This is a genomic window from Variovorax sp. PMC12, from assembly GCF_003019815.1.
In the GTDB taxonomy this organism is placed as follows: Bacteria; Pseudomonadota; Gammaproteobacteria; order Burkholderiales; family Burkholderiaceae_C; genus Variovorax.
Genome location: NZ_CP027774.1, coordinates 167,263 through 188,834 on the forward strand (window position 1 = coordinate 167,263; position 21,572 = coordinate 188,834).

16 protein-coding genes, 2 pseudogenes and 1 other annotated feature are annotated in these 21,572 nt (G+C 66.6%); of the genes and pseudogenes, 4 read left to right on the forward strand and 14 right to left on the reverse strand.

The genetic code is table 11. The features are described 5' to 3' along the window. Positions 1–43 precede the first annotated feature (43 nt). From C4F17_RS28285 to C4F17_RS28295, 3 genes are all read right to left on the reverse strand, one after another. Positions 44–430 (reverse strand): VOC family protein, encoded by a 387-nt coding sequence (locus tag C4F17_RS28285; protein WP_106937828.1) that lies wholly within the window; start codon positions 428–430, stop codon positions 44–46. Between the two features lie 61 nt (positions 431–491). Then, entirely contained in the window at positions 492–1,406 is a 915-nt protein-coding gene (locus C4F17_RS28290) for a helix-turn-helix transcriptional regulator (protein WP_106937829.1), read from the reverse strand. A 155-nt stretch (positions 1,407–1,561) separates the two neighbouring features. Then, the gene (locus tag C4F17_RS28295) at positions 1,562–2,281 is read right to left on the reverse strand and encodes a response regulator transcription factor (protein ID WP_234383119.1); all 720 of its coding nucleotides are present in this window, start codon (positions 2,279–2,281) and stop codon (positions 1,562–1,564) included. Positions 2,282–2,401: 120 nt separating this feature from the next. On the opposite strand from C4F17_RS28295, the gene C4F17_RS28300 reads away from it, so the two are divergent. Beyond that, on the forward strand, positions 2,402–4,459 hold the full coding sequence (locus C4F17_RS28300) for a sensor histidine kinase (RefSeq protein WP_234383120.1): 2,058 nt from the start codon (positions 2,402–2,404) through the stop codon (positions 4,457–4,459). 96 nt (positions 4,460–4,555) lie between these two features. Here the strand turns inward: C4F17_RS28300 and C4F17_RS28310 are convergent, their stop codons facing one another. The 9 genes and pseudogenes from C4F17_RS28310 to C4F17_RS28345 form a co-directional block, all read right to left on the reverse strand. Next, positions 4,556–4,771 (reverse strand): hypothetical protein, encoded by a 216-nt coding sequence (locus tag C4F17_RS28310; RefSeq protein WP_159053757.1) that lies wholly within the window; start codon positions 4,769–4,771, stop codon positions 4,556–4,558. Between the two features lie 60 nt (positions 4,772–4,831). After that, complete coding sequence (locus C4F17_RS28315; RefSeq protein WP_106937833.1) at positions 4,832–10,525, reverse strand: autotransporter outer membrane beta-barrel domain-containing protein; 5,694 nt, start codon at positions 10,523–10,525, stop codon at positions 4,832–4,834. A 291-nt stretch (positions 10,526–10,816) separates the two neighbouring features. Next, positions 10,817–11,137: a type II toxin-antitoxin system RelE/ParE family toxin gene (locus C4F17_RS28320; RefSeq protein WP_106937834.1), complete on the reverse strand. Its 321-nt coding sequence runs from the start codon at positions 11,135–11,137 to the stop codon at positions 10,817–10,819. Further along, positions 11,137–11,415 carry a type II toxin-antitoxin system Phd/YefM family antitoxin gene (locus C4F17_RS28325; protein WP_106937835.1) on the reverse strand — a complete coding sequence of 93 codons (279 nt, stop codon included), beginning with the start codon at positions 11,413–11,415 and terminating at the stop codon, positions 11,137–11,139. The genes C4F17_RS28320 and C4F17_RS28325 overlap by 1 nt, the downstream gene beginning before the upstream one ends. 160 nt (positions 11,416–11,575) lie before the next feature. Beyond that, positions 11,576–11,793 (reverse strand): annotated as a pseudogene (locus tag C4F17_RS32990) (IS3 family transposase); the annotation flags it as partial. Between the two features lie 121 nt (positions 11,794–11,914). Next, on the reverse strand, positions 11,915–13,324 hold the full coding sequence (locus C4F17_RS28330) for an efflux transporter outer membrane subunit (protein ID WP_106937836.1): 1,410 nt from the start codon (positions 13,322–13,324) through the stop codon (positions 11,915–11,917). Between the two features lie 4 nt (positions 13,325–13,328). Further along, entirely contained in the window at positions 13,329–16,472 is a 3,144-nt protein-coding gene (locus tag C4F17_RS28335; protein WP_106938487.1) for a multidrug efflux RND transporter permease subunit, read from the reverse strand. 10 nt (positions 16,473–16,482) lie between these two features. Next, positions 16,483–17,670 carry an efflux RND transporter periplasmic adaptor subunit gene (locus C4F17_RS28340; RefSeq protein WP_106937837.1) on the reverse strand — a complete coding sequence of 396 codons (1,188 nt, stop codon included), beginning with the start codon at positions 17,668–17,670 and terminating at the stop codon, positions 16,483–16,485. 364 nt (positions 17,671–18,034) lie between these two features. Continuing rightward, positions 18,035–18,556 carry a helix-turn-helix domain-containing protein gene (locus C4F17_RS28345; protein WP_234383175.1) on the reverse strand — a complete coding sequence of 174 codons (522 nt, stop codon included), beginning with the start codon at positions 18,554–18,556 and terminating at the stop codon, positions 18,035–18,037. 307 nt (positions 18,557–18,863) lie between these two features. Here C4F17_RS28345 and C4F17_RS28350 point away from each other — a divergent pair, with 307 nt between their 5' ends. Continuing rightward, on the forward strand, positions 18,864–19,136 hold the full coding sequence (locus C4F17_RS28350; RefSeq protein WP_106937839.1) for a helix-turn-helix domain-containing protein: 273 nt from the start codon (positions 18,864–18,866) through the stop codon (positions 19,134–19,136). Positions 19,137–19,398: 262 nt separating this feature from the next. Here the strand turns inward: C4F17_RS28350 and C4F17_RS28355 are convergent, their stop codons facing one another. Continuing rightward, entirely contained in the window at positions 19,399–19,593 is a 195-nt protein-coding gene (locus C4F17_RS28355) for a YqaE/Pmp3 family membrane protein (RefSeq protein ID WP_106938488.1), read from the reverse strand. Positions 19,594–19,785: 192 nt separating this feature from the next. Beyond that, complete coding sequence (locus C4F17_RS28360; RefSeq protein WP_234383121.1) at positions 19,786–20,307, reverse strand: helix-turn-helix domain-containing protein; 522 nt, start codon at positions 20,305–20,307, stop codon at positions 19,786–19,788. A gap of 25 nt (positions 20,308–20,332) precedes the next feature. Between C4F17_RS28360 and C4F17_RS33780 the strand changes: the two genes are divergently transcribed. Then, entirely contained in the window at positions 20,333–20,875 is a 543-nt protein-coding gene (locus C4F17_RS33780; protein WP_325003167.1) for a helix-turn-helix domain-containing protein, read from the forward strand. A 149-nt stretch (positions 20,876–21,024) separates the two neighbouring features. Next, a pseudogene (locus C4F17_RS28370) lies at positions 21,025–21,560 on the forward strand (transposase); the annotation flags it as partial. Continuing rightward, positions 21,303–21,419: a sequence feature (AL1L pseudoknot), on the forward strand. Its footprint overlaps the pseudogene before it by 117 nt. Positions 21,561–21,572 lie beyond the last annotated feature (12 nt).

Below are 21,572 nucleotides of genomic sequence, written 5' to 3' on the forward strand. Positions count from 1 at the left end.
GACTTCAAGAGCGTCCGAGGGAGATTACGGTGCGTCAATGCATTCAGGACTTCTGCTCGTGGGGCAGATGGCACACCGCCTCGACGTTGTGGCCATCGGGGGCGATGACGAAGGCCGCGTAGTAGTGAGGATGGTAGTGCGCGCGCAGCCCCGGGGCCCCATTGTCCTGGCCGCCTGCCTCGATCGCCGCACGATGAAACGCATCGACCTGGCTGCGGCTGTCCGCGGCAAACGCCAAATGCAGTGGTGTAGGTGACGCGCCTTCGCATTCAGCCTGGTAGATCCAAAGCGAAGGTTTGCCGTGCTTGCCCAGGCCCGCGCCGTGGGGGCCCTTCATCGCGATGCCTACGCCCAACGGCGCCAGAGCCTGCAGGAAGAAGCGTTCGCTGGCTTCGACGTTGCTGGCGCGTATCCCGACATGATCGAACATAAGAAGCACTCGCTCGCGTTGTGTCAGCCGGATGTTGCCACGTCACGCGGCACGCATGCCATCAGCTCGGGTCGGTATTCGCACGGCCTTTGCCACGCAGCGAAGTGGGTGTGGCCCCGAAGCGGACGCGAAACGAGGTGGAGAAGTTGGCGGAGTTCGAATAGCCGACGGCCATTGCCACTTCCGAGACCGTCAATGCGGACTCGAGCAGCAGCCGGCGCGCATGCGCAAGCCTCGCATCACGCACGAATTCGAAGACCGCCTTTCCCGTGTAGGCGCGGAACGCACGCGAAAGCCGCTTCTCGTGGGTGCCCACCTGCGCCGCCAGCGCTGGAAGATTCGGTATGCTCGAAAGATCGGCCTCGACGATCTTGAGCGCGGCCTGCGCCAGCACGTCGTCCGCGCCGGCGGCCGTGCTCTGCGTCTGGTCGTTCGCTTCGACCGGGGCCGCGGGCTGGACCATGCTTTGCTGCACTGCGCGCTCCCTGCGCGCGAGCGCCAGGTGCACCGCCACGCGCATCAACACATCCTCCTGCTCCAACGGCGCCTGCAGGCAGTCCACCGCGCCCTCGCGCAGGCTCATGAGCTGCTCGGAAAGCGTCGCGCCGACGGTGACGAAGATCATCGGGATGTGCGCGGTCAAGGGATCGGCCTTCAACAATCGCGCCGTCGACAGGCCGTTCGGCGCACCGAGTGCCACCTCGAGAAGCATCAGCTCGGGTTTGAGCGCCGTCGCCCAGCGATAGGCCTGGGGGCCGGCTTCGCACAGGCTCACGCGGTGCCCGACCGAACGCAGTGCTGACCGGATCGGCTCCTGCTGGGCGTCTTCGACCGCGACCAGAATCTGTGCGGGGCCGCCGGGCCATTCCAGATGGTCTGCCAGCGAGGGCGACGAGGCGCGCGGCTTTCGCCTGGAGGGAAAGTGAGGCGCGAGCCTCCATCCGTCGGCGAGGCGAAGCTGTGAACTCGGGAACATCAAGGCGAGGCAGTCGGGTCGGTCTTGGCGGACCCGCATGGTGCCCAGGGTGCCCGTTCGAAGCATTGCAGTTTTCTGACGCTTCCTCACCGATCCTCACCGTCTGGGGGCGACGGCACGCGAAGGCAAGCGGCTGTACCCGAAAGGCGGCTGCGTCAGGTCGCGAAGACGTAGCCGGTGCCGCGCACCGAACGTACCGGCAGGCGCATGCCGAGCTTTTCGGCCTTGCGGCGCAGCCGGCTGGCCATCGCGTCGATGCGATGCTGGTCGAAGTCGAACACGTCGCCTCCGAGCGCCACGATCAGCTCGTCGCGGCTCACGGTGAGGCTGCGCCGCTCGATCAGACAACCGAGGAACAGGCGCTCCGTGCTGGTGAGCGTCATGCGCCGGCCTTGCGGATCGCCGAGCACCCAGCCGCCATCAAGCAGCGTCCACGCGGAGGAGGTCTGCTGCGGCCGTTCAGGCACTGCCGCGTTGTCGATCGGCTGGCGCTGCAGTCGACGTCCCACGGCCCTGAGCGTCTCGGCCAACTCCAGCATGTTGACCGGCTTCACGAGGTAGGCGTCCGCGCCCTCGCGCAAACCCAGCACGCGGTCTTCAAGTGCGCTGCGGGCCGTCACGAGCACCACGCCCACGCTCGGCGCGGTGCGCAGGTGCGCCACGATGGACAAGCCGCTCTCGCCGGGCAGGCCGATGTCGACCACGGCGATGTCGCAGGGCGCGACGGCAAAGCTTCTGTAGAACGCGGGGGCATCGGCAAAGCCGGTGGCCGCGAACCCCAGTTCGCCCAGCGCGAAGACCGCTTCTTCGCGGATGTCGTCATCGTCCTCGATCACATGGACGCGAAGCTGGGGCGTATCGCTCTGGGGTGGCATGCGCGCCAAAGTATAAAGTCGCCGATCGCATGCCTCCCGCACCCGGCTCCTTCTCTGCACCCAGCATCCAGCGCGACCATGGGCATCCCGTTCTCGAGCAACCGTCATACCCATCTGATTTTGACTTTCATCCGATTGCTGAGGTTGTGGCTGTGCCTCGCGCTGGGATGTCTTGCGCTGCAAGCTCAGGCGCTCGTGGTGTCGGCATCGGACGGCGCGCAGGGCCCTCGCGCACTGTCGAGCGGGGTGGGAATACAGCGGGACCCTTCGGGCCAATGGACCATCGCCGACGTGGCAGCTGGAGGCGCGCGGCACGGCGGCTTCGCGCCGCTGAACGGCGCGGTCGAAGAAGGCTTCACTCGCGACACCGTGTGGCTGCGGCTGTCGCTGTCGCGCGCGCCCGATGCGCCTTCGCGCTGGCTGCTGCGGCTGCGCCCACCGCGGATCAGCGAAGCGGTCCTGTATTCGCCGGATGGTCATGGGGGCTTCACGCAGGTCGACATCGGCGACCGCCAACCGTTCGCGCAGCGGGAGATTCCGGACCACAACTTCGTCTACCCGCTGCAGTTGTCGGCCGAGCCGGCGGACTACTTCCTGAAGCTGCGCAGCGACGGCCCTGCCCTGCGCGCCGAACTCGACCTCTGGCAGGCCACGGGTTTCGCGCAGCATCGCACGACGGACTACGCCGTGGCGGGCCTTCTGGTGGGGGCGGCGATCCTGTCCGTGTGCATGAACCTGATCTTCATGGCGTGGCTCAGGGACTCGCTCTATGGCCACTATGCGCTGTACGTGGTCGGGGTTGCAGCGCTCACGCTCAACCGCCAGGGGTTCGTAGCGCAGTGGCTGCTCGATGCGCATCCAGAACGGGTGGCGCAGACGCTTCTCGTCGTCAATTGCCTCTTCAACGTGGTCGCGACCACCTTCATGGCGCGCATCTTCGGATTCCGGCAGCACTGGAAACCCGCGGCCATCTTCTTCGATGGCGTGGCTGCGTTCAACCTGCTGGCGTGCTTCGTCGCGCTGACGAGCCACCACCCGGCGGCCGCACCCTGGGTGAGCGCAGGCAGCGTGTTGTCCACCAGCTTCGGCGGCGTGTTCGTGGCCTACCTGCTGATCGTGCGCCGCCAGTGGCAGTACCTGTTGCCTGCTTCGGCGTTCGCCGTCGGCACCATCCTCGGCATCTATGGCCTGCTGAAACTATGGCTTGGCGACTGGCTGCCGGGCGCGCAACCCGAACGGCTGTACGTGGTAGGAAGCATGATGCATCTCGTGCTGCTGAACGCCGCCGTGGCCAACCGGACCCGACGCGCGGAGATCGACGTGCGCGTCGAGCGCGACAAGGTGCTGTCGGTGCGGCTGGAGGCCGAGCGTCAGCTCGAATCGACCGTCGTGCGGCGCACCGCCGAACTGGCCAGCGCCAATGCCATGCTCCATGAAGAGATCGCGGTGCGGGCGCGCCTGGAGAACCAACTCACGCAGGCGCTGCAGGTCGAGCGCGAGGCGATCGCGCAGCAGCGGGAGTTCGTCGCCATGGTCTCGCACGAGTTCCGCACGCCGCTGACCGCCATCGATGCCGCAGCCCAGTCGCTCGAGATTTCGCGGTTGGGCGCGCAGCCTGCCGTGCGGTCGCGCACCGAGCGGATCCGGCGCGCCGTGCAGCGCCTGACGATGCTGATCGAGAACGTCATGCTCGCGGACCGCCTGCAGTCGGCCAGCCACTCCATGCGGCTGGAAACCCTCGACATCGTGGCACTGGCGCAAGGCCTGTGCGACAGCTTCCACTTCCAGAGCCCTTCACGCATCCGGCTGGAAGTGCACGCTGCGGCCGAGGTCTGGGTCCGTGCGGATCGCGCATTGCTCGACATCGCGCTGCGCAACCTGGTCCACAACGCGCTGAAGTACTCCGCCGCCGATCGGCCAGTCATTGTTGCGCTGAAGACGGTCGCGGGCAGCGTCCGCATCGACGTGACGGACCAGGGCGACGGCATCGCGCCGCATGATGCGCCGCGCATCTTCGAGAAGTACTTCCGCGCCGAGAGCGCGTCCAGAGTCCCGGGCACCGGACTGGGCTTGCACCTGTCTCGCGACATCGCCCGGCTCCACGGCGGCGACGTCGAGCTCGTTGCAACGTCCGAGGCCGGCTCCGTGTTCAGGCTGCGGCTGCCGCTCAGCGCTTGAAGAGCGCGAGCAGGTCGGGGTTGACGACGTCCGCATGCGTGGCCACCATACCTTGCGGAGGGCCCTTGTAGACCTTGAGCGCGCCCATCTTCAGGGTCACTTCCGGGCTGCCTCGCGATCCCGTTCGGCGGCGAGATGGGCTTCTTTGCGCAGGTCACCGGATGCATCGAGATCGACCCTGCGAGGTTCGGCAACCAGACCAGCCAGGATTTCCGCATCGGGCTGGCGAAGATCAAGCTGTACCCCACCAACGGCGAGATGCAGGCCGCGGTCCTGGCCGCGCCGGACCTGCGCAAGGAGATCGCCGATCATGTCCCCAGAGGGACCCACGTAAGCAGTGTCGCGCCAGGACCTCGATTCAGTCCTGGCCGCTTACCACTTCACGCGCACGCCGATCGATCCGTTGATGCCGCTCCTGACCCTGGCGTCGCCGCCGGATGACCACAGTTTGCCGATCTCGCCGTAGAGGCTGGTCGAGGAGCCCAAGGCAAGCGTGAAGCCGCCCGCAAGCTCGGTGCTCGTGCCGCCGGTCGGCGCTGCGATGTCGGTCGTGGTCGCACCGTTCACGAAACGCGCGATGTCCGCGCCGCTCGATGTCCGGTAGACGTTGAAGCGGCCGTACGGCTGCAGCGTGCCGAGCCCCGTGGCGATCTCGCCCTTGACCCGCACGCCCGCGCGCGCGATCCAGCCGCTGTCGGCCTGCGGCTGGACGATGGCGCCCGCGATCGCGGAGTTCCCCAGGTCCATGTGCTGGTGGATCAGCTGCAGCTGCGGCTCGATGCGCCAGCCACTGCCGCCCAGCGCGAGGGACTGCCCCACCTCGATGGAGCCCAGCAGGCTGTTGCCCTTGCCGCCCACGCCCAGGCTGGCCAGCGGCTCGACGATGTAGCGATGGCGGCCCGACTGCACCACGGCGTCGGCATAGAAGCCGCTGTCGGTGGTGTAGGTGCCGTACACGCCCACGTACTGGCTGCGCAGGTCGTTGCGGCCCACGCCGAGGTTCTGGATGCCGCTGGCGAAGCCGCGCACGCTGGCGTCGCCGTCGAGCTGGCCGACGTAGAGGCCTGCGCGCCAGTTCGGCGTGGCCAGCAGGTCGGTGCCGGCCTGGAACCCGGTGAGGCGGCCCTTGCTGGATGGCGATACCGTGCCGCCCTGCTGGATGTCGATGTCGGTGGAGAGCACGCGGGCCCAGGCGCGGCGATCGGAGCCGGCAGGGTTGGTCGAGGTGCCCTTCACCTCATCGTCGCCTACGCGCTTGCGCAGGTCGCCGAGCATTGCGAGGTTGCCCTGGCGCAGCTGGCCGGGGAGCGCGGAATAGAGCGAGGCCTCGGCGCGGTAGGTGATGATGGGCGCCGCAGGCGCCTGCGGCACGCTCGCCGGCAGGCTGGAGCGCAGGTACCAGTTCTCGCCTGCGCCGTTGGCGTCGGCCGCGTACAGCCGGTACTCGTAGGCGCCGGCATTGACCTGCCCGCCCGCGAGCATGAAGGCATCCTTGGTGGTCTGGGCCGTCGTGGTGGCGCCGTTCTTCGCGGTGATCACCTCGATGCCGTTGCCGCTGGTGAGTGCACCCAGGCCGCCGAGGTTGGCGAACTGCACGCTGGTGCGCCCGCTGGCCGCGCCGCTGTCGATCACCAGGCGGTCCGAAGGGCCCGTGGCATTCAGCGCGGTACCGAGCTTCAGCACGCCGTTGTTGCCCACGTAGTTGCCGTTGACGGTGACCGTCGTGCCGGGCGTGGCGCCGGCAAGCGAGACGACGCCGCTGTTGGCGAGCGAGGCCACTGTCTGGCTGAAGCCCGCGAGGTCCAGCGTGGCGCCTGAGGCCACGCTGTGCGCCGACGCCGCACTGAGGGTGTTGGCCGCGCCCGCCTTCAGCGTGCCCTGCGCCACGTTGGTCGCGCCCGTGTAGGTGTTGGCGCCCATTAGCGTCAGGGTGCCCGTGCCTTGCTTGGTGACGAAGCCGCCGCCACTGATGCTGCCGCTCAGCGTGCCGTTGAACGCACCGGTGTCGATGACGGGGTCGTTCTTGCCGGTGAGTTGGATCGCGTTGGCGATCGTGAGCCCATCGGCGGCGAACCCCAGCGTGGTGTCGTCGTCCATCGTCAGCGCGCCGGTGCCCAGCGCCTGCGCATGCCCGACGTTCAACCGGCCCTGGCGCAGCGCCGTGCCGCCGGTGTAGGTGTTGGCGCCCGAGAGGGTGAGCGCGCCGGTGCCGATCTTCACGAGCGAGCCGTTCGTGCCGGAGATCACGCCGGAGACTTCCGTATCGGCATTCAGCCCGCCGGTGGTCAGCGCCTTCGCGCCGAGGATCACGTTGCCTGCGCCGCCGAGCGAGCCGATGCCGATGCCACCGCCTGTGAGCGAGCTGATGCGCAGCCGACCGCCGGCTTCGTTCACCACGGTGGCCTGGTCGGCGGTGGCGTTGTCGAACACGTCGATCAGGCCGCCGCTCTTGTTGACGAAGGTCGCCTGCCCCGCACTGGCGTTGTCCAGCAGGTTGATCTGGCCGCCGGCGTAATTGGTGATCGTGGACTTGCCGGCGGTGGCATTGGCCATGAAGTTGCTCAGGCCGCCGTGGTTGTCGATGACCGCGGTGCCCGCGCTGGCGCTGTCGCGGAACTCGGCCGATGCACCGCTGTTCATCACGAGGTGTGCGCTGCCCGCCGACGCGCTGTCGCGGAACTGCACGAAGCCTGCGTTGGCGCTCGGCGATGCGCGCTCGGCTGCGGTGATGGTCTGGGAACCGCTCTGCGCGCTGCCGCTGAAGACGAGCACCGCGTTGCTGGCGACGGAGGCGGCGCCGCTGCCCAGTGCACCGGTCGCGGCAGCTTCGAGCGTGCCCTCGTTGACGGCCGTGCCGCCCTTATGGGCGTTGGCCGCACCGAGCACGAGCGTGCCGGCGCCGGTCTTCACGAGCGCGCCATCGCCGGAGATCGCACCGTCCAGGCGCAGCGTCTGGATCGGGGCGACGTCGATGCCGCCGCCGCCCGAGCCGAGCGACACCGTGCGGTCGGTGGTGAATCCCGTGGTCGCCCGCAGCGTGCCGCCGTCGAGCGTAAGGTTGCCGCCAGCCGCGCCCAGGTTGTTGTCAGCCGCCACCTCCAGCGTGCCGGCCCGCACCGTGGTGCCGCCGCTGTAGGTGTTCGCGCCGCTGAGCACCAGCGTGCCCACACCGGTCTTTGCCAGGCCGTCGGAGCCCGCGATGACGCCCGAGATGGTGGCCTTCCAGGCTGCGGCACCCGCGCTGCCATCGCCCACGCGCACTTCCACCGGCGCGGGATGGCCGGCGTCGGCCACCAGCGTGAGGGTGCCGCCCGAGAGGCGGTAGCCGTCGCTCGCGAACTGCAGGCCGCTGGCGAGCACCGCACCCGCGGTGTTGCTCACCGCCACGTTTCCGGCCGCGCCGCCGAAGATCGCGAAGCTCGGCGATGGCTGCAAGGGACCGCTCGCGACGCCGCTTTCATCGGCCCAATTGGGCGAGTTCGCCGACCAGGTGCCGTCGCCGCCGCCCATCTGCGTCGGGCTCGCGAGGCCGTTGCCGTTCCAGAAGTTGAGCGTGTAGCCTGCAGTGGTGATGAGGTTGATCTGCTTGCTGGCCACCAGCGTCTGCAGCGTCATGCCGGGCGGCGGCGCGAAGCCGCCGGCGTAGACCACCAGCGCATCGCCCCACTTGAAGAGGTTGTACAGGCCCGGGCCCATGCTGCCCGTGTTGCGCACGTTCAGCACGGCCGAACGGATCGTCAGGACACCGCCGACCTCCACGTTGTCGCTCTGGCCCGGCACCGACGCGAGGCCGCTGGGCGCACCGAAGTCGAAGTCGAGCTGGCTGCCGTCTTGCAAGGTCAGGTTGCGGTCGAAGCGCAGCGTGCCGATGCCGGAGCCGGCGGCCGGGTCGCCCGGCGCGAGATGCGAGCCATTGTTGATGGTCGCGTCGCCGCCGATCGTGCCGAAGCCGCTGAGCGTGGCGGCCGAAGCCAGGGCCACCGAACCCGCGATGCGCGCACCGCTGGCGGCTGCAGTGCCGCCCACCGCCAGCTGCCCCGACTGCACCGTGGTCGCGCCGCCGTAGGTGTTGACGCCATCCAGGGACAGCGTGCCGCTGCCGCGCTTGATCAGGCCGCCATTGGCGCCTTCGATGACGCCGCTGAAGACGCTGTCGGCCACGTCGCCGGTTGAGAGCACCTTGTCACCGAGCACCACACGGCCGCTGCCCGCGAGCGTACCGATGGCGGTGACAGCGCCATTCAGGCCCGAGATGTCGAAGGTGCCCGCGCTCGTGACGTTCACCGCCCCGAGGCCGGAGAGGGAGCCCCCGTCTTCCAGCGCCAGTGTTCCGCCGGACACCGTCGTACCTCCCTGGTACGCGTTGGGGCCCGCGAAGATCTGCTTGCCGGTGCCTGTCTTGTTCAGCCCTGCGCTGCCGCTGAGGTTGCCGTTGAAGAAGCCATTGCCGGAGCCGCTCAGGGTGAGTGACTTCGCGCCCATCACCACCGAGCCACCGCCGATCAGCACCCCGAGGTTCACGTCGGCAGCGTTGATGCCGGACGCATCGAAGGTCGCGCCGGTGCTCACGTTCAGCGCGGTGCCGCCGGGAAGCGCACCGTTGCCCGCCAGGGCGAGCGTTCCCGCGCCGACGACCGTCGGCCCCAGGTAGCTGGCGGGCGCGCGCAGCGTGAAGGTGCCCGGGCCGGATTTCGACAGCCGGCCGGCGCCCGTGATCGACCCCGAGAAGTCGCCCGCCTGCACGCCTATCGTGGACACATCGACCGTGCCGGTGTTCACCGTGCCAGCGCCTTGCAGGTTGCGGATCGACACCGGGTACGCCATGCGATCGTTGAAGTCCAGCGTGGCGCCGGCCGCCACGGTGGTGGCAGGCGCGGTCTCCACCATGCGCGCGAGCATCTGTCCGTCCGAGCGAAGGCTGCCGTAGTTGACGTTGATGTTGCCGCCCGTGAGCGCACCCGTGTCGCTTGCGATCTCCACGGTGCCCGCGTGCCCGGCCTCTCCGACGTTCAGGTCAGCATTGAATCCGATCGTGCCCGTCAAGCGCAGCGTGGTGCCCGTGCCCGCGGAAATCGTCGCTGGCCCGTTGAGATTGACTGCGTTGCCCAGCGTCGTGGTGGCGATGCCGCGAAGCGCTGCATTGGCGATGGATAGAGGGCCGCCTCCGAGCGCCGAGCCACTGGCGATGGCAAGCACCCCCTGACCGACGTTCGTGCCACCGCCGTAGGTGTTGGCACCCGCGAGCGTGAGCGTTCCGGAACCCGTCTTGTTGAGCGCGCCGCCGCCTGACAGCGTGCCCGAGAACGTCGCATCGAAGCCGTTGGTGTCGAGCGTGGAAGTAGAACCCGTGAGGGTGGCGGGCATTGCGGTGGCCAGGCTGCTGTCGATCACCCGCAGCGTGCCGCCCGACCAGTTGAAGACACCGCTGCCTCCATTCGGGGGGATGATGCCGCCAACCGCGCCGCCGACCTCGACCGTGCCGCCGGCATTCAGGTTGAGCGTGCCCACACCGCCGGCCAATGAACCGAACTCGATGTTCACGGCCGAGAGCTTGCCTCCGTTGCCGACGGTCAAGGTGGCAGGCCCCGAGTAGCCTAGGAGCATGCGCCCGGCATTGAACACCGAGTTCGCCCCGTCGATCTGTATCGTCGCCGCGCCGTTGAGACCCAGGGCCGAGCGCGCGACCGTCAGTGTTGCCCCATTGGTCACCGCAACATGCGCCTCGGTGCTGTTCTGGGCCATGGTGAAGAAATTGGCTTGGGCGTTCGCGCCGCCGCCAGAGACTTGCGCTTCGCCCGGTCCGTCGATGAAAACGTCGTGGGCCGCCGTGGGCACGGCGCCGATGCTCCAGTTGGCTCCTACCAACCAATCGCCCGCCACAGGTGACGCCCACAGCGCCTGCGATTGCGCATGTGCTGGCGAAGCGGCCGCAGTGAGCAGCGCCGCTGCGATGGTCAGCGCACAGCCGACGCCTGAGCGCCCTCCTCTTGAGGACTTCGCGGCTTCGGAAACAGCCTGGCAGGTGCCTGTGCGGCGATTGATGACGATGCGATGGGTACGGTTCATGGCAAGGCCCCCGGGCGCAAGCCCGGGCCTGAAGGATGGGAAACACGCAAGTGGTTGGCGCCGGCGCGGTGGTTCGTGGGGCGCGTCTCCTCGAAGCAATCTCTCTTTTTTTTGACCTGATTGTTACGTATCGTCACGACTTCTGCAAACGGAGGCGCCGTGTGATCCAGGCGGGCCGCTTGCTGCATGCGCACGTGGCATGCAAGGCCATTCGGCCCCACAAACCATCAAGAACGTGCCCGACGTCTCAGGCCATCGGCCCTAATGCGCAGACAGGTCGCCCCCATCCCATCAGATTCGCAGAAGACGCTTCATCAAAAGCGTGGGGTAGTCCTGCCGATGGCCAGCCACGGCGTAAACGAATGTGTCATCGCCAATACGTCGGTAGACCAGCTTGTGGTGTGAGGTGAAAACGCTGTGGTACTCAAAGATGCCAACGGATACGAGCTCCGATACGGGTGCCCCCATCAAGAAACCTGTGTCGACCAGGGCCAGCTTCTCGAAAATCTCGTCCTCGGCCCGGAGCCAGTCGGACTCGCTCCACCTGTCGAGCATGTACTCCTGAAGGGAAAGCAAGTCTTCCTGGGCATCGGGAAGAATGCGGACGGCCATTACTTGCGACGTTGGCGCGCCGCGGCCAGTTGCGCGCGGGATTCGGCAGCGGATATACCCTGACCCTGCGCGCGATCCTTCTCACCCAACGCGATAACCTTCAAAGCGGCGATCAGTGACTCTTTTTCCTGAAACTGGCTGACACTCTCGATCACCATGCTCGCCTCTCCGTTCTGGGTGATGAAGAACGGCGTGCCGTTCATCTCCAAGTCTTCGGCAATCTGGGCGGCATGGCTTTTCAGATAGGAGATGGACTTGATGTTGGAGGCGGATGGCATGGCAGCTTGCGAAGTGGATCGGTCTAAATTTAGTATCGAATTCAGTCGACGTCAAGGCTTGGCACACGACACGGGGGTGCGCGCTGGGGGCGCGTGCAAGCACTCGGCGCAGATCGCACGCCCGTTGATTTCCATGGGATCCTGACGCACCTCAATGCGACTAAAACTTGCTCACCCGATATTCGACGGGGCTGAGTGGGCTGCTGCCGGTCTCATAGACGCCGACCTGAGCTTTTTGAGCTTTCTCGAACTCTAGCGGACTGACGTAGCCGAGCGTCGAATGACGGCGCGTCGGGTTGTAGAACCGCCCGATGTAATCGAACACATCGGCGCGGGCGTGTCTCTGGACCGGTACGCCTTTCTGGCTGTGCGCTCAGTGGGTCACTGCTGGATGGAAATCAACAGCCTCGACACCGGCATGCCCGGACGTCCATGAGGGCGTTTGCCAAGGCGATCCAAGGCGCAGCCGCCACCGTGACTCCCCGCGCCGCGCACGAATTCAGGGCCCGGCATCCGCGTCCCTCAGGCCGCCGCCCAAGGCCTTGTACAGCGCCACCGCACTGCCGAACGCACTGCGCCGCAGATCCAGCTGCGCCTGCCTGGCGGCATAGAGCTGGCGTTGTGCATCGAGCAGTTCGAGGCGTCCCTCCGTTCCCGCACGGTAACGCAGGCTGGACAGGGCCGAACGGCGTTCTGCGCTCGCCACCGCGCGCGCTTGGGCTTCCAGTTGCACGGCGAAGGTCTGGCGCCCCGCCAGACCGTCGACCACCTCTCGGAAGGCTGTCTCGATGGCCTGCTCGTAAGCCACCACCGCGCTGGACTTGCGCACCTCGGCCAGGCGCAACTCGCCGCGCAGCCGGCCGGCCGAGAACAATGGGAAGGAGAGCTGTGGCGCAAAGCTCCACGCACGCTGCGCGCCATCGAACAGGCTGCCCATGGCCGGGCTGGTGTAGCCCAGGGATGCCGTCAGCGAGAGCCGAGGGAAGAAAGCCGCCCGCGCAGCGCCGATGTCCGCGTTCGCCGCGATGAGCGCCTGCTCGGCCTGCTGGATGTCCGGCCGCCGGTACAGCAGGTCCGAAGGCAACCCCGCCGGCAGCTGGCTCACCACCGGCTGATCCTGCAGCGGCAGCCCATCCGGCAAGCCGGCCGGAATCTCCGCACCCACCAGCAGCCGCAGTGCATGACCGGCCTGCGCCATGGCGCGCCTTCGCGCCTGCACATCCGCCTCGGCAGTTGCCACCTGCCCCTCGGCCTGGGCAACCTCCAGCCCGCTGCTCTGGCGGGCGGCCTTCAACCGGCGCGCCAAGTCCAGCGATTGGCGCCAGTCGGCGAGCGTGCGCTCGGACAACTGCAGCTGCTCCTGCGCCAGGCGCTCGGCGAAGTAGGCATCGGCCACCGCGCCGACCAAGGCGATCTGCGCGGCCCGCCGTCCGTGATCGCTTGCCAGGTAGCGCGCCAACGATGCGTCCGACAGGGCGCGCACGCGGCCAAAGAGGTCGATCTCGAACGCGCTCGAGCCCACGCTCACACCGAACTGATTCTGAACGGCAGCGGGAACCGCGGGGTTCAATTCGTCATTGGCTGCGGTCCGCTGGCGCGTCGCGTTGCCGGTCGCATCGACCCCGGGCCACCGCGCCGCGCGCTGGATGCCGTACTGAGCCTGCGCCGCCTCGACGTTCAAGACGGCGATGCGCAGGTCGCGATTGTTCTCAAGCGCCAGTGCGATCAATCGCTGCAGCCGCCTGTCGCCGAACATGCTGCGCCAGCCGAGGTCTGCGCCGTGCGCCGTGGCATCGGCCGGTACCTGGCCCGGATACATCTCGGGGATCGGCGTCGCGGGTTTGACCAGCCCGGGCGTCAGCGAGCAGGCGGACAGCGCCATGACGACAGGAAGAAGGAGGATCCGCATCGCGTCACCCCCCCTGCTCATTGCCATGCTCGAGATGCGGGCGGCGGGTGGCACGCGAAGCCGCCGCGCGCTCCTGCAACCCGATCACGAACACGAAGAAGGCGGGCACGAAGAAGATGGCCAGGGCGGTGGCCGTCACGATCCCGCCGAACACACCGGTGCCGATGGCACGCTGTGTCTCGGCGCTGGCGCCCGAGGAGACGATCAGCGGCACCACTCCCATGCCGAAAGCGAGCGATGTCATCAGGATGGGGCGCAGCCGAAGGCGCGCCGCCTCGACCGCCGATTCGATCAGCCCCTTGCCCTCCTCGCGCAACTGCTTGGCGAACTCCACGATCAGGATTGCATTCTTTGCCGACAAGCCGATGACGGTGATCATCCCGACCTTGAAGAACACGTCATTGGGCATGCCGCGCAGCAGGACGGCCGCCACCGCGCCCAGCAGGCCCAAGGGGACGACCAGCATCACAGACAGCGGGATGGCCCAGCTCTCGTAAAGCGCCGCCAGCACGAGGAACACCACCAGCATGGACAGCGCCATCAGCATCGGTGCCTGGGCGGCGGACTGCCGCTCCTGCAACGACTGGCCTGTCCATTCGAGGGCGAAGCCGGCCGGCAGCTGCCGAGCCAGCCGCTCCATCTCCGCCATCGCCGCTCCGCTGGAAGCACCCGGTGCCGCGTTGCCTGAAATGCGCGTGGCGGGGAAACCCTGGTAGCGCACCAGCTGCAGCGGCGTGTCCGTCCACACAGGCGTGACCACCTCCTTCAACGCCACCATGCCTGCGCTGCTGTTGCGCACGTGCAGACGCAGCACGTCGTCGATCTGCATGCGTGCGGGCGCATCGGCCTGGATGACGACCTGCTGCATTCGCCCGGCATTGGGAAAGTCGTTCACGTAGGCCGAGCCCATCGCGGCGGACAGCGTTTCGCTGATGTTGGAGAAGGACACGCCCAACGCTTCGGCTTTCTGGCGGTCGACATCCAGACGGATGCTGGTGCCCTGCGGCAGCCCATCAGGGTAGACGCCGGTCACGACCTTGCTTTGAGCGGCCAGCGCAAGCAGCTTGGCCTCGGCGGACTTGAGCGCGGCATGGCCCTGATTGGCACGGTCCTGCAGCCGCAGGGCGAAGCCCGAACTGTTGCCCAATTCGTCGATCGCGGGCGGCATGAGGCTCATGACGGTCCCCTCGGTGGTTCCCGCCATGGCCAGCTGCGCCAGAGCCACCTCGCCACTGGCGGTCGCGCCGTGGCGCTGGTCCCAATCGCTGAGCATGGTGAAGGCCATGGCCGCGTTCGAACCCGAGCCGGAGAAGCCAAAGCCGACAACGGTCATGTTGGACTGGATCGAAGGGCGGCTCGCCGTGTGCGCCTCGAACTTCTTGACGACGTCCAGCGTGCGCTCCATGGTGGCCTCGGCGGGCAACTGCACCACCGTCATGAAGTAGCCCTGGTCCTCTTCCGGCAGGAAGGCCGAGGGCAGTTGCCGGAACGCGAGGACCAACAGGACACAGAGCGCCACGAACACCAGCATGACGCGACCGGCGCGCGCGGCTATCTGGCCGACGCGCGAGGCGTAGCGCGCATTCATGGCATCGAAGCGCCGGTTGAACCCGCCGAAGAAACCCCGCTTCTCGTGGTGTCCCTGCGCCACCGGCTTCAGCAGCGTCGCGCACAGCGCGGGCGTGAGCGTCAGCGCCAGGAAGGCGGAGAACAGGATCGCCACGGCCATCGACAGCGCGAACTGCTGGTAGATCACGCCCACGGAGCCGCTGGCGAAGGCCATGGGAATGAACACCGCCGTCAGCACCAGCGTGATGCCGACGACCGCACCGGTGATCTCCCGCATGGCTTTCATCGTCGCTTCGCGTGGCGCGAGGCCTTCCTTCGCCATGATGCGCTCGACGTTCTCCACGACGACGATCGCGTCGTCGACGATGATGCCGATGGCCAGCACCATGCCGAACATGGTGAGCACGTTGACCGAGAACCCCGACACCAGCATCACGGCGAAGGTTCCGAGCAAGGCGATCGGCGCCACGATGGCCGGGATCAGCGTATAGCGGATGTTCTGCAGGAACAGGAACATCACAAGGAACACCAGCGCCATGGCTTCGATCAAGGTGTGGATCACCTTCTCGATGGAGATCTTCACGAAGGGCGCGGTGTCGAACGGGACCGAGTAGTCCATGCCCGACGGCATGGTGCGCCTGAGCTCCTTGAGCCTGTCGCGCACGCCTTGCGCGGTGCGCACGGCATTGGCGCCCGGAGACAGCTGCACGGCCGCCGCTGTGGCGACCTTCCCGTTCTCCCGGTTGATGAAGCCATAGGACTGCGCACCCAGTTCGACCCGTGCCACGTCGCCCATCGTCACCTTGGAGCCGTCGGCGCTGGCGCGCAGCACGATCGCCGCGAACTGCTCGGGCGTGCTCAGCTGGCCCTGCACCGTCAGCGGCACGGTCACGCGCTGCCCTGGCAGCGATGGCGAAGCGCCGATGGCGCCCGGCGCGATCTGCGCGTTCTGCTGGATGACTGCAGCCGACAGGTCGTTCATCGACAGGCCGTACGAAATCAGCTTGGCAGGGTCCACCCAGATGCGCAGGGCCTGCTCGGCGCCAAACATCTGCACTTTGCCCACGCCCTGGATGCGGCGCAGTTCCTCGACGATGTTGCGGGCCATGTAGTCGCTCAACGCCGTTTCTGAAAAGCGCCCGTCCTTCGAGCTCAGCCCGATGATCATCAGGAAGCCCGATGCGGCGGATTCCACCGCCAGGCCATTCTGGCGCACGGCCTGCGGCAGCCGCGGCTCGATGGCCTTGAGCTTGTTCTGCACGTCGACCTGGGCCATGGCAGGATCCGTGCCCGGCTTGAACGTGGCCACGATGGAGGCCGACCCGGAGGCGTCGGCGGAGGACTCGAAGTAGAGCAGGTTCTTGACGCTGGACAGCTCTCGCTCGATGAGGCTGACGACCCCGTCGTTCATGGTCTGCGCCGACGCCCCCGGGTAAGTCGCGGTGATGCTGACGGTGGGAGGCGCCACGGCGGGATAGCGGGCAATCGGCAGCATCGGGATCGCAATGACCCCGAACAGGATGATGAACAGGGCGACGACCCAGGCGAAGACCGGGCGTTGGATGAAGAACTGCGGCATGGCGGCGTTCTCAGCGGGCGGCCGCGGCGTCGGCGGCGTCGGCTGCCGCCGTGGCCACATCCGCCGGCTTCCAGTCCCGGGACGTCACGGATGCGCCCTCGGACAGGCGCTCCATGCCTTCGACGACGACCCTCTGGCCAGCATTGAGCCCGGAACGCACGCGGTAGCTGCGCCCGACCAACTCACCCAGGTCGACCGCCTTGCGGTGCGCCTGTCCTTGGTCGCTGAGCACCCACAGCTGGGGCTGGCCCGCCACGTGAACCACCGCCTGCTGCGGCACCATGAGGGCCTGGGCATGGCTGGCTTGCGGTACCCGCGCCCGAACGAACATGCCGGGCAGGAGCTCGCGCAAAGGGTTGTCCACGAGCACGCGCAGCAGCACGGCGCCGGTTCCGGCGTCGACGTTCATACCGGAGAACAGGATGCGCCCCTTGGCTGTGTAGGGCTCGCCATGGCTTCGCAGCAGGGTCACCGCCAGACCGTCCCGGGAGCCCGGCTGATGCGTTGAAAGCGCATCACGCAGCGCGTCGAGCGACCCGGCCGGCTGGCGCAGGTCCACGTAGACCTGGTCGATCTGCTGGATGCGCGCCATCGGATGGGTGTCGCCGCTGCCGACGAGGGCGCCCTCGGTGACCAGGGCCTGGTCGATGCGCCCGGAGATCGGCGCCTCCACCCGCGCGAACTGGAGGTCGAGCTGTCGTCGCGCCAGGGTCGCGCGGGCCTGTTTCAGGTCGGCGGCAGCCTGTTCGCGCTGCGAGACCGCGTCGTCGTAGGCCTGGCCGCTGACCGCATCGGCCTCGACCAGGGGCTGGAGACGGGTCGCCTGCGTCCGTGCGCGTGCCAGCGCGGCCTCGGCACGCTGCACGCTTGCCGCCGCCGTCTCCACTTCCGCCTTGAACGCAGCCGGATCGATCTGGAACAGGCCCTGGCCTGCGCGCACCTCCGTGCCCTGCTCGAACAGCCGACGCTGGACGATGCCGCTGACCTGTGGACGGATTTCAGCGACGCGCACGGCCGCCACGCGACCTGGCAGGTCCTGCGTCAGCGCCAGCCGGGTGGCACGCACCGTCATGACCGAGACGATGGGCGCGGGCGGCGCAGCCTGCCCGGTTTCGGTCTCCGCGCCGCCGCAGCCAGCGATCAGGACCAATGCCAGGGCGAACATGCCGCCCTGGCGGAGCAGAAAATCGATCTTCATGAGTGTCTTTGAGAAGCTGGCGGACCTCCGCGAGCAGCAACAAAAGACGATTGTTCAAGGACAGCGTTGGGGCTCGGATGAGGCCGTGTCGAGATTTGATGGAGAACTTCAGGGCGAGACGTTCGCCGCAGGCCGACCATGCCCGCCGCCGCAGGGGACCTCACCGGTGTCCAAGCCGTCCTCGCCCTTTTCATCGAAGGGGAGAGCCCATTTTCGACTGCTGGCCAAAGCTCCTTCGGTGTTCGGCATGCCGGACACCGAAGCCAAGCGAAGTAAAAAAGAACAGGTGTGGGCGAATGCCCGAGCGACGAGCCTGATCGGCAGCCCCCTCGATCAACAGGCTGACGGTGTCGCCGCGAGCCGTTCAATCGCGCAGCGTGAAAACCACCGAGAGGTACGACACCGGTCCCGAATGGATCGCATCGATACCGTGCAGCGCCGTCGCATCGAACAGCAGCGTGTCCCCTGCACCGACCTCCACCGATTTCGCGCCATACCGGTAGGTCACCGCCCCCGACAGGAAGTGCAGGACTTTGAGCCCCGGATGCTGGAAGGTCACGTACGGCCCTGCCTGCGGCAGCAGCGTCACCAAATAGGGCTCCACGAACAGGTTGCCCGACAGCGAATGCCCCAAAAGCTCGTACCGGTAGCCCTCCACGGCGCCGATACGGTCGACCACGAGCCCCTGCCCTGCCCTCACATAGCAGAAATCCGTGCGCCGGGCCTGATCCCCGAAGAAGCGTGACACCGGCACGTGCAGCCCCTGCGCAAGCCGCTCCAAGGTCTCCACCGAGGGCGACACGAGCCCCCGTTCGATCCGCGAGAGCATCGACGCCGAGATCTCCGACGCCAAGGCGAGTTGCCCGGCCGATAGCCCCGCCGCCATGCGCAGTGCCTTGACCTGCATGCCGATGCGCGACATGGAGGGGTTGCGCGGCGCCGGCGCCGGCCCCTTCGGCCGGACACGCGTGACCGAGGCCGGCAGACGCAGCGGTCGTGCGGTAGGAAGGGGCGAGGTGATTTGGCGACGCGTCATCTGGATTTCGTGCCCGCAAGGAAGGCCTGAATCGAAGAGTTCTGGCCGAGTTCTCCGGCGCCACCCTCGATCCAAATTCGATACGAGGACGTCGCAGCTGACGTTTTGTACCATACAAGCGGGTGCATAAAGAAGACCATGCGATGAGAGTCATCGCATGCGATCGACGCAGGATCCCGCACTGCTGAAGGCCTTTGCAGCCGAGCTCAAAGCTCGGCGAGCGGTGCGCGGCTTCAATCAGGAGGAGCTTGGATTTGCGTCGGGACTCAATCGCACGTTCATCGCCAAACTGGAGACGGGCACCTCGAGTCCCTCGCTGACCAGCCTCGTCCTACTGTGCAACGGGCTAGAAGCAGATCCCGCAGAGCTCATGCAATCCCTCATGAAACGCTACAAGAAGGAACTCCGAGCCAATTCGGCATCGGGATAGATCTTCGGAAAGCTGCGACTTTCGACAGGCGGAGTCGGATTCGCGCGCGCGGTCGCCGCCTGTTCGGCATGCCAAACTTCAGAAAGGACGGGAGGGGACGCACTGCACGGCGGAACCAAGGGGACGCCATCGACATGCCGCGCGCAATGGCACAGGAGGATGAGGTCCGCTTTTTTTCAGGCCGGGGCAAGCTGCCGAATCACCTCAGCCAGATGCACGGCCAGATTGAGAAGCGCGGGTTGGCTACCAGCGCCATCGGCCCTCACGTCATCTGGCTGAGCGCCTTTTCGATCTTCCTGTCGGTCTTGTACTGCCCCAGCCCGTACACCGCCCAGATGGTTGCCGGCAACCAGCCGATGATCGTGAGCTGGAGAACGAGACAGATCACTCCGGCAATCGGCCTGCCGATGGTGAAGAACGTCAGCCAGGGCAGAATCAAAGCAATCAGCAAGCGCACTTTTCTCTCCAAGATCGTCGGGCGGTCATTCAACCCGCTGGAACAAGTCCGCCTCTGTCAGTTGACGCCAATTATCCTCCCCATAAATTTTGAGCAGCGATGAACCTGCTTATCGAACCAGAGAGCAGCGGCGGAAGCACGATCTCACCACATTGATGAGAATCGATGTTGAGGTAGCGTCAACTTTTAGGGTCAATCGCGCAGCGTGAAGACCACCGAGAGGTACGACACCGGCCCCGAATGGATCGCCTCGATCCCATGCAGCGCCGTCGCATCAAACAGCAGCGTGTCCCCTGCCCCGACCTCTACTGCCTTCGCTCCATAGCGGTAAGTCACCACCCCCGACAGAAAGTGCAGGACTTTGAGCCCCGGATGCTGGAAGGTCACGTACGGTCCCGCCTCCGGCAAAAGCGTTACCAGGTAGGGCTCCACGAACAGGTTGCCCGACAGCGAATGCCCCAGCAGCTCGTACCGGTAGCCTTCCACCGCGCCGATGCGGTCGACCACCAGCCCCTGCCCTGCCCTCACATGGCAGAAGTCCGTGCGCCGCGCCTGGTCCCCGAAGAAGCGAGACACCGGCACATGCAGCCCCTGCGCAAGCCGCTCCAAGGTCTCCACCGAGGGCGAGACGAGCCCCCGTTCGATCCGCGAAAGCATCGAGGCCGAGATATCCGACGCCAGCGCGAGCTGGCCCGCAGACCGTCCCGAGGCCATACGCAGCGCCCTTACCTGCGCACCGATGCGTGCAGCAGACAGGCTCCGCACAACAGATGCAAGCGGCCGAGACCGCCCGCGCGTCACCGAGACCGGCAAGCGCAGCGGTCGGGCCGTCGGCAAAGGAGATGCAAGCGTTCGATTGGTCACGAGTAGCAGCCTGGCGCGATCCGATATGCATCGATTCTACGATAAACGTAGAGACTTTGGCGACCGGCATTACGAGTATCGTAGGGTGAAAAACAGCCCCTCTCCATCTCGTTCGGTCTTCGGCGCTCGGTTGCGACTTGCCAGACTGGCGGCCGGGCTGCCGCAAGACAAACTCGGCGTCAAGGCAGGACTGGACGAAGGAACCGCAAGCGCTCGCATCTCTCGGTACGAGAGCGGAATACACGAGCCCAACGTTGCATTTGCGAATCGCCTTGCAGAGGAGCTTCGTGTCCCACTTGCTTATTTCTATTCAGCCGATGACGACCTGGCCAAGCTGATCCTTTGGTTCGGTCAGTTGGATATGAAGCAGCGAAAGCTACTCCTCGAATACGCCAGCCGGCTCAAGGCTACCGATTGAGTGCTGATTGGGAGAAAGCTCTTTGGTCTGAACCACCGGCTCTAACTGTTACTGATCCGGCGTCTGGGTCTCTAACCAGGAAAAGGTCAAGTCATCGAGTGAATCGCCCCGGGTTTCGCGGAGGCTCAACACTCTGAGAGGATTGAGCCATGAGCAAGTCGAACAAGTTCTCACCCGAGGTGCGTGAGCGCGCAGTGAGGATGGTGCAGGAGCACCGTGGGGAGTACCCGTCGCTGTGGGCGGCCATCGAGTCCATCGCGCCGAAGATTGGATGTGTGCCGCAAACCTTGAACGAATCGGTCAAGCGTGCCGAAGTTGACACTGGCGTGCGCGAAGGCATCACGACCAGTGAGGCCCAGCGGATGAAGGAAGTGGAGCGCGAGGTCAAGGAGCTGCGCCGGGCCAACGAGATATTGAAGCTGGCCAGCGCGTTTTTCGCCCAGGCGGAGCTCGACCGCCGGCTCAAGTCCTGAAGGGCTTCATCGACAAGCATCGCGATGCCTTCTGGGTCGAGCCGCTCTGCAAAGTCTTGCAGGTCGCCCCGTCGGCATATCGAAGGCATGCGGCGCTCCTGCGCGAGCCCCACAAGCGCTGCACCCGGGCTCATCGCGATGAGATGTTGATGCCACAGATTGAACGTGTCTGGCAGGCCAACATGCAGGTCTACGGCGCCGACAAGGTGTGGCTGTTGATTTCC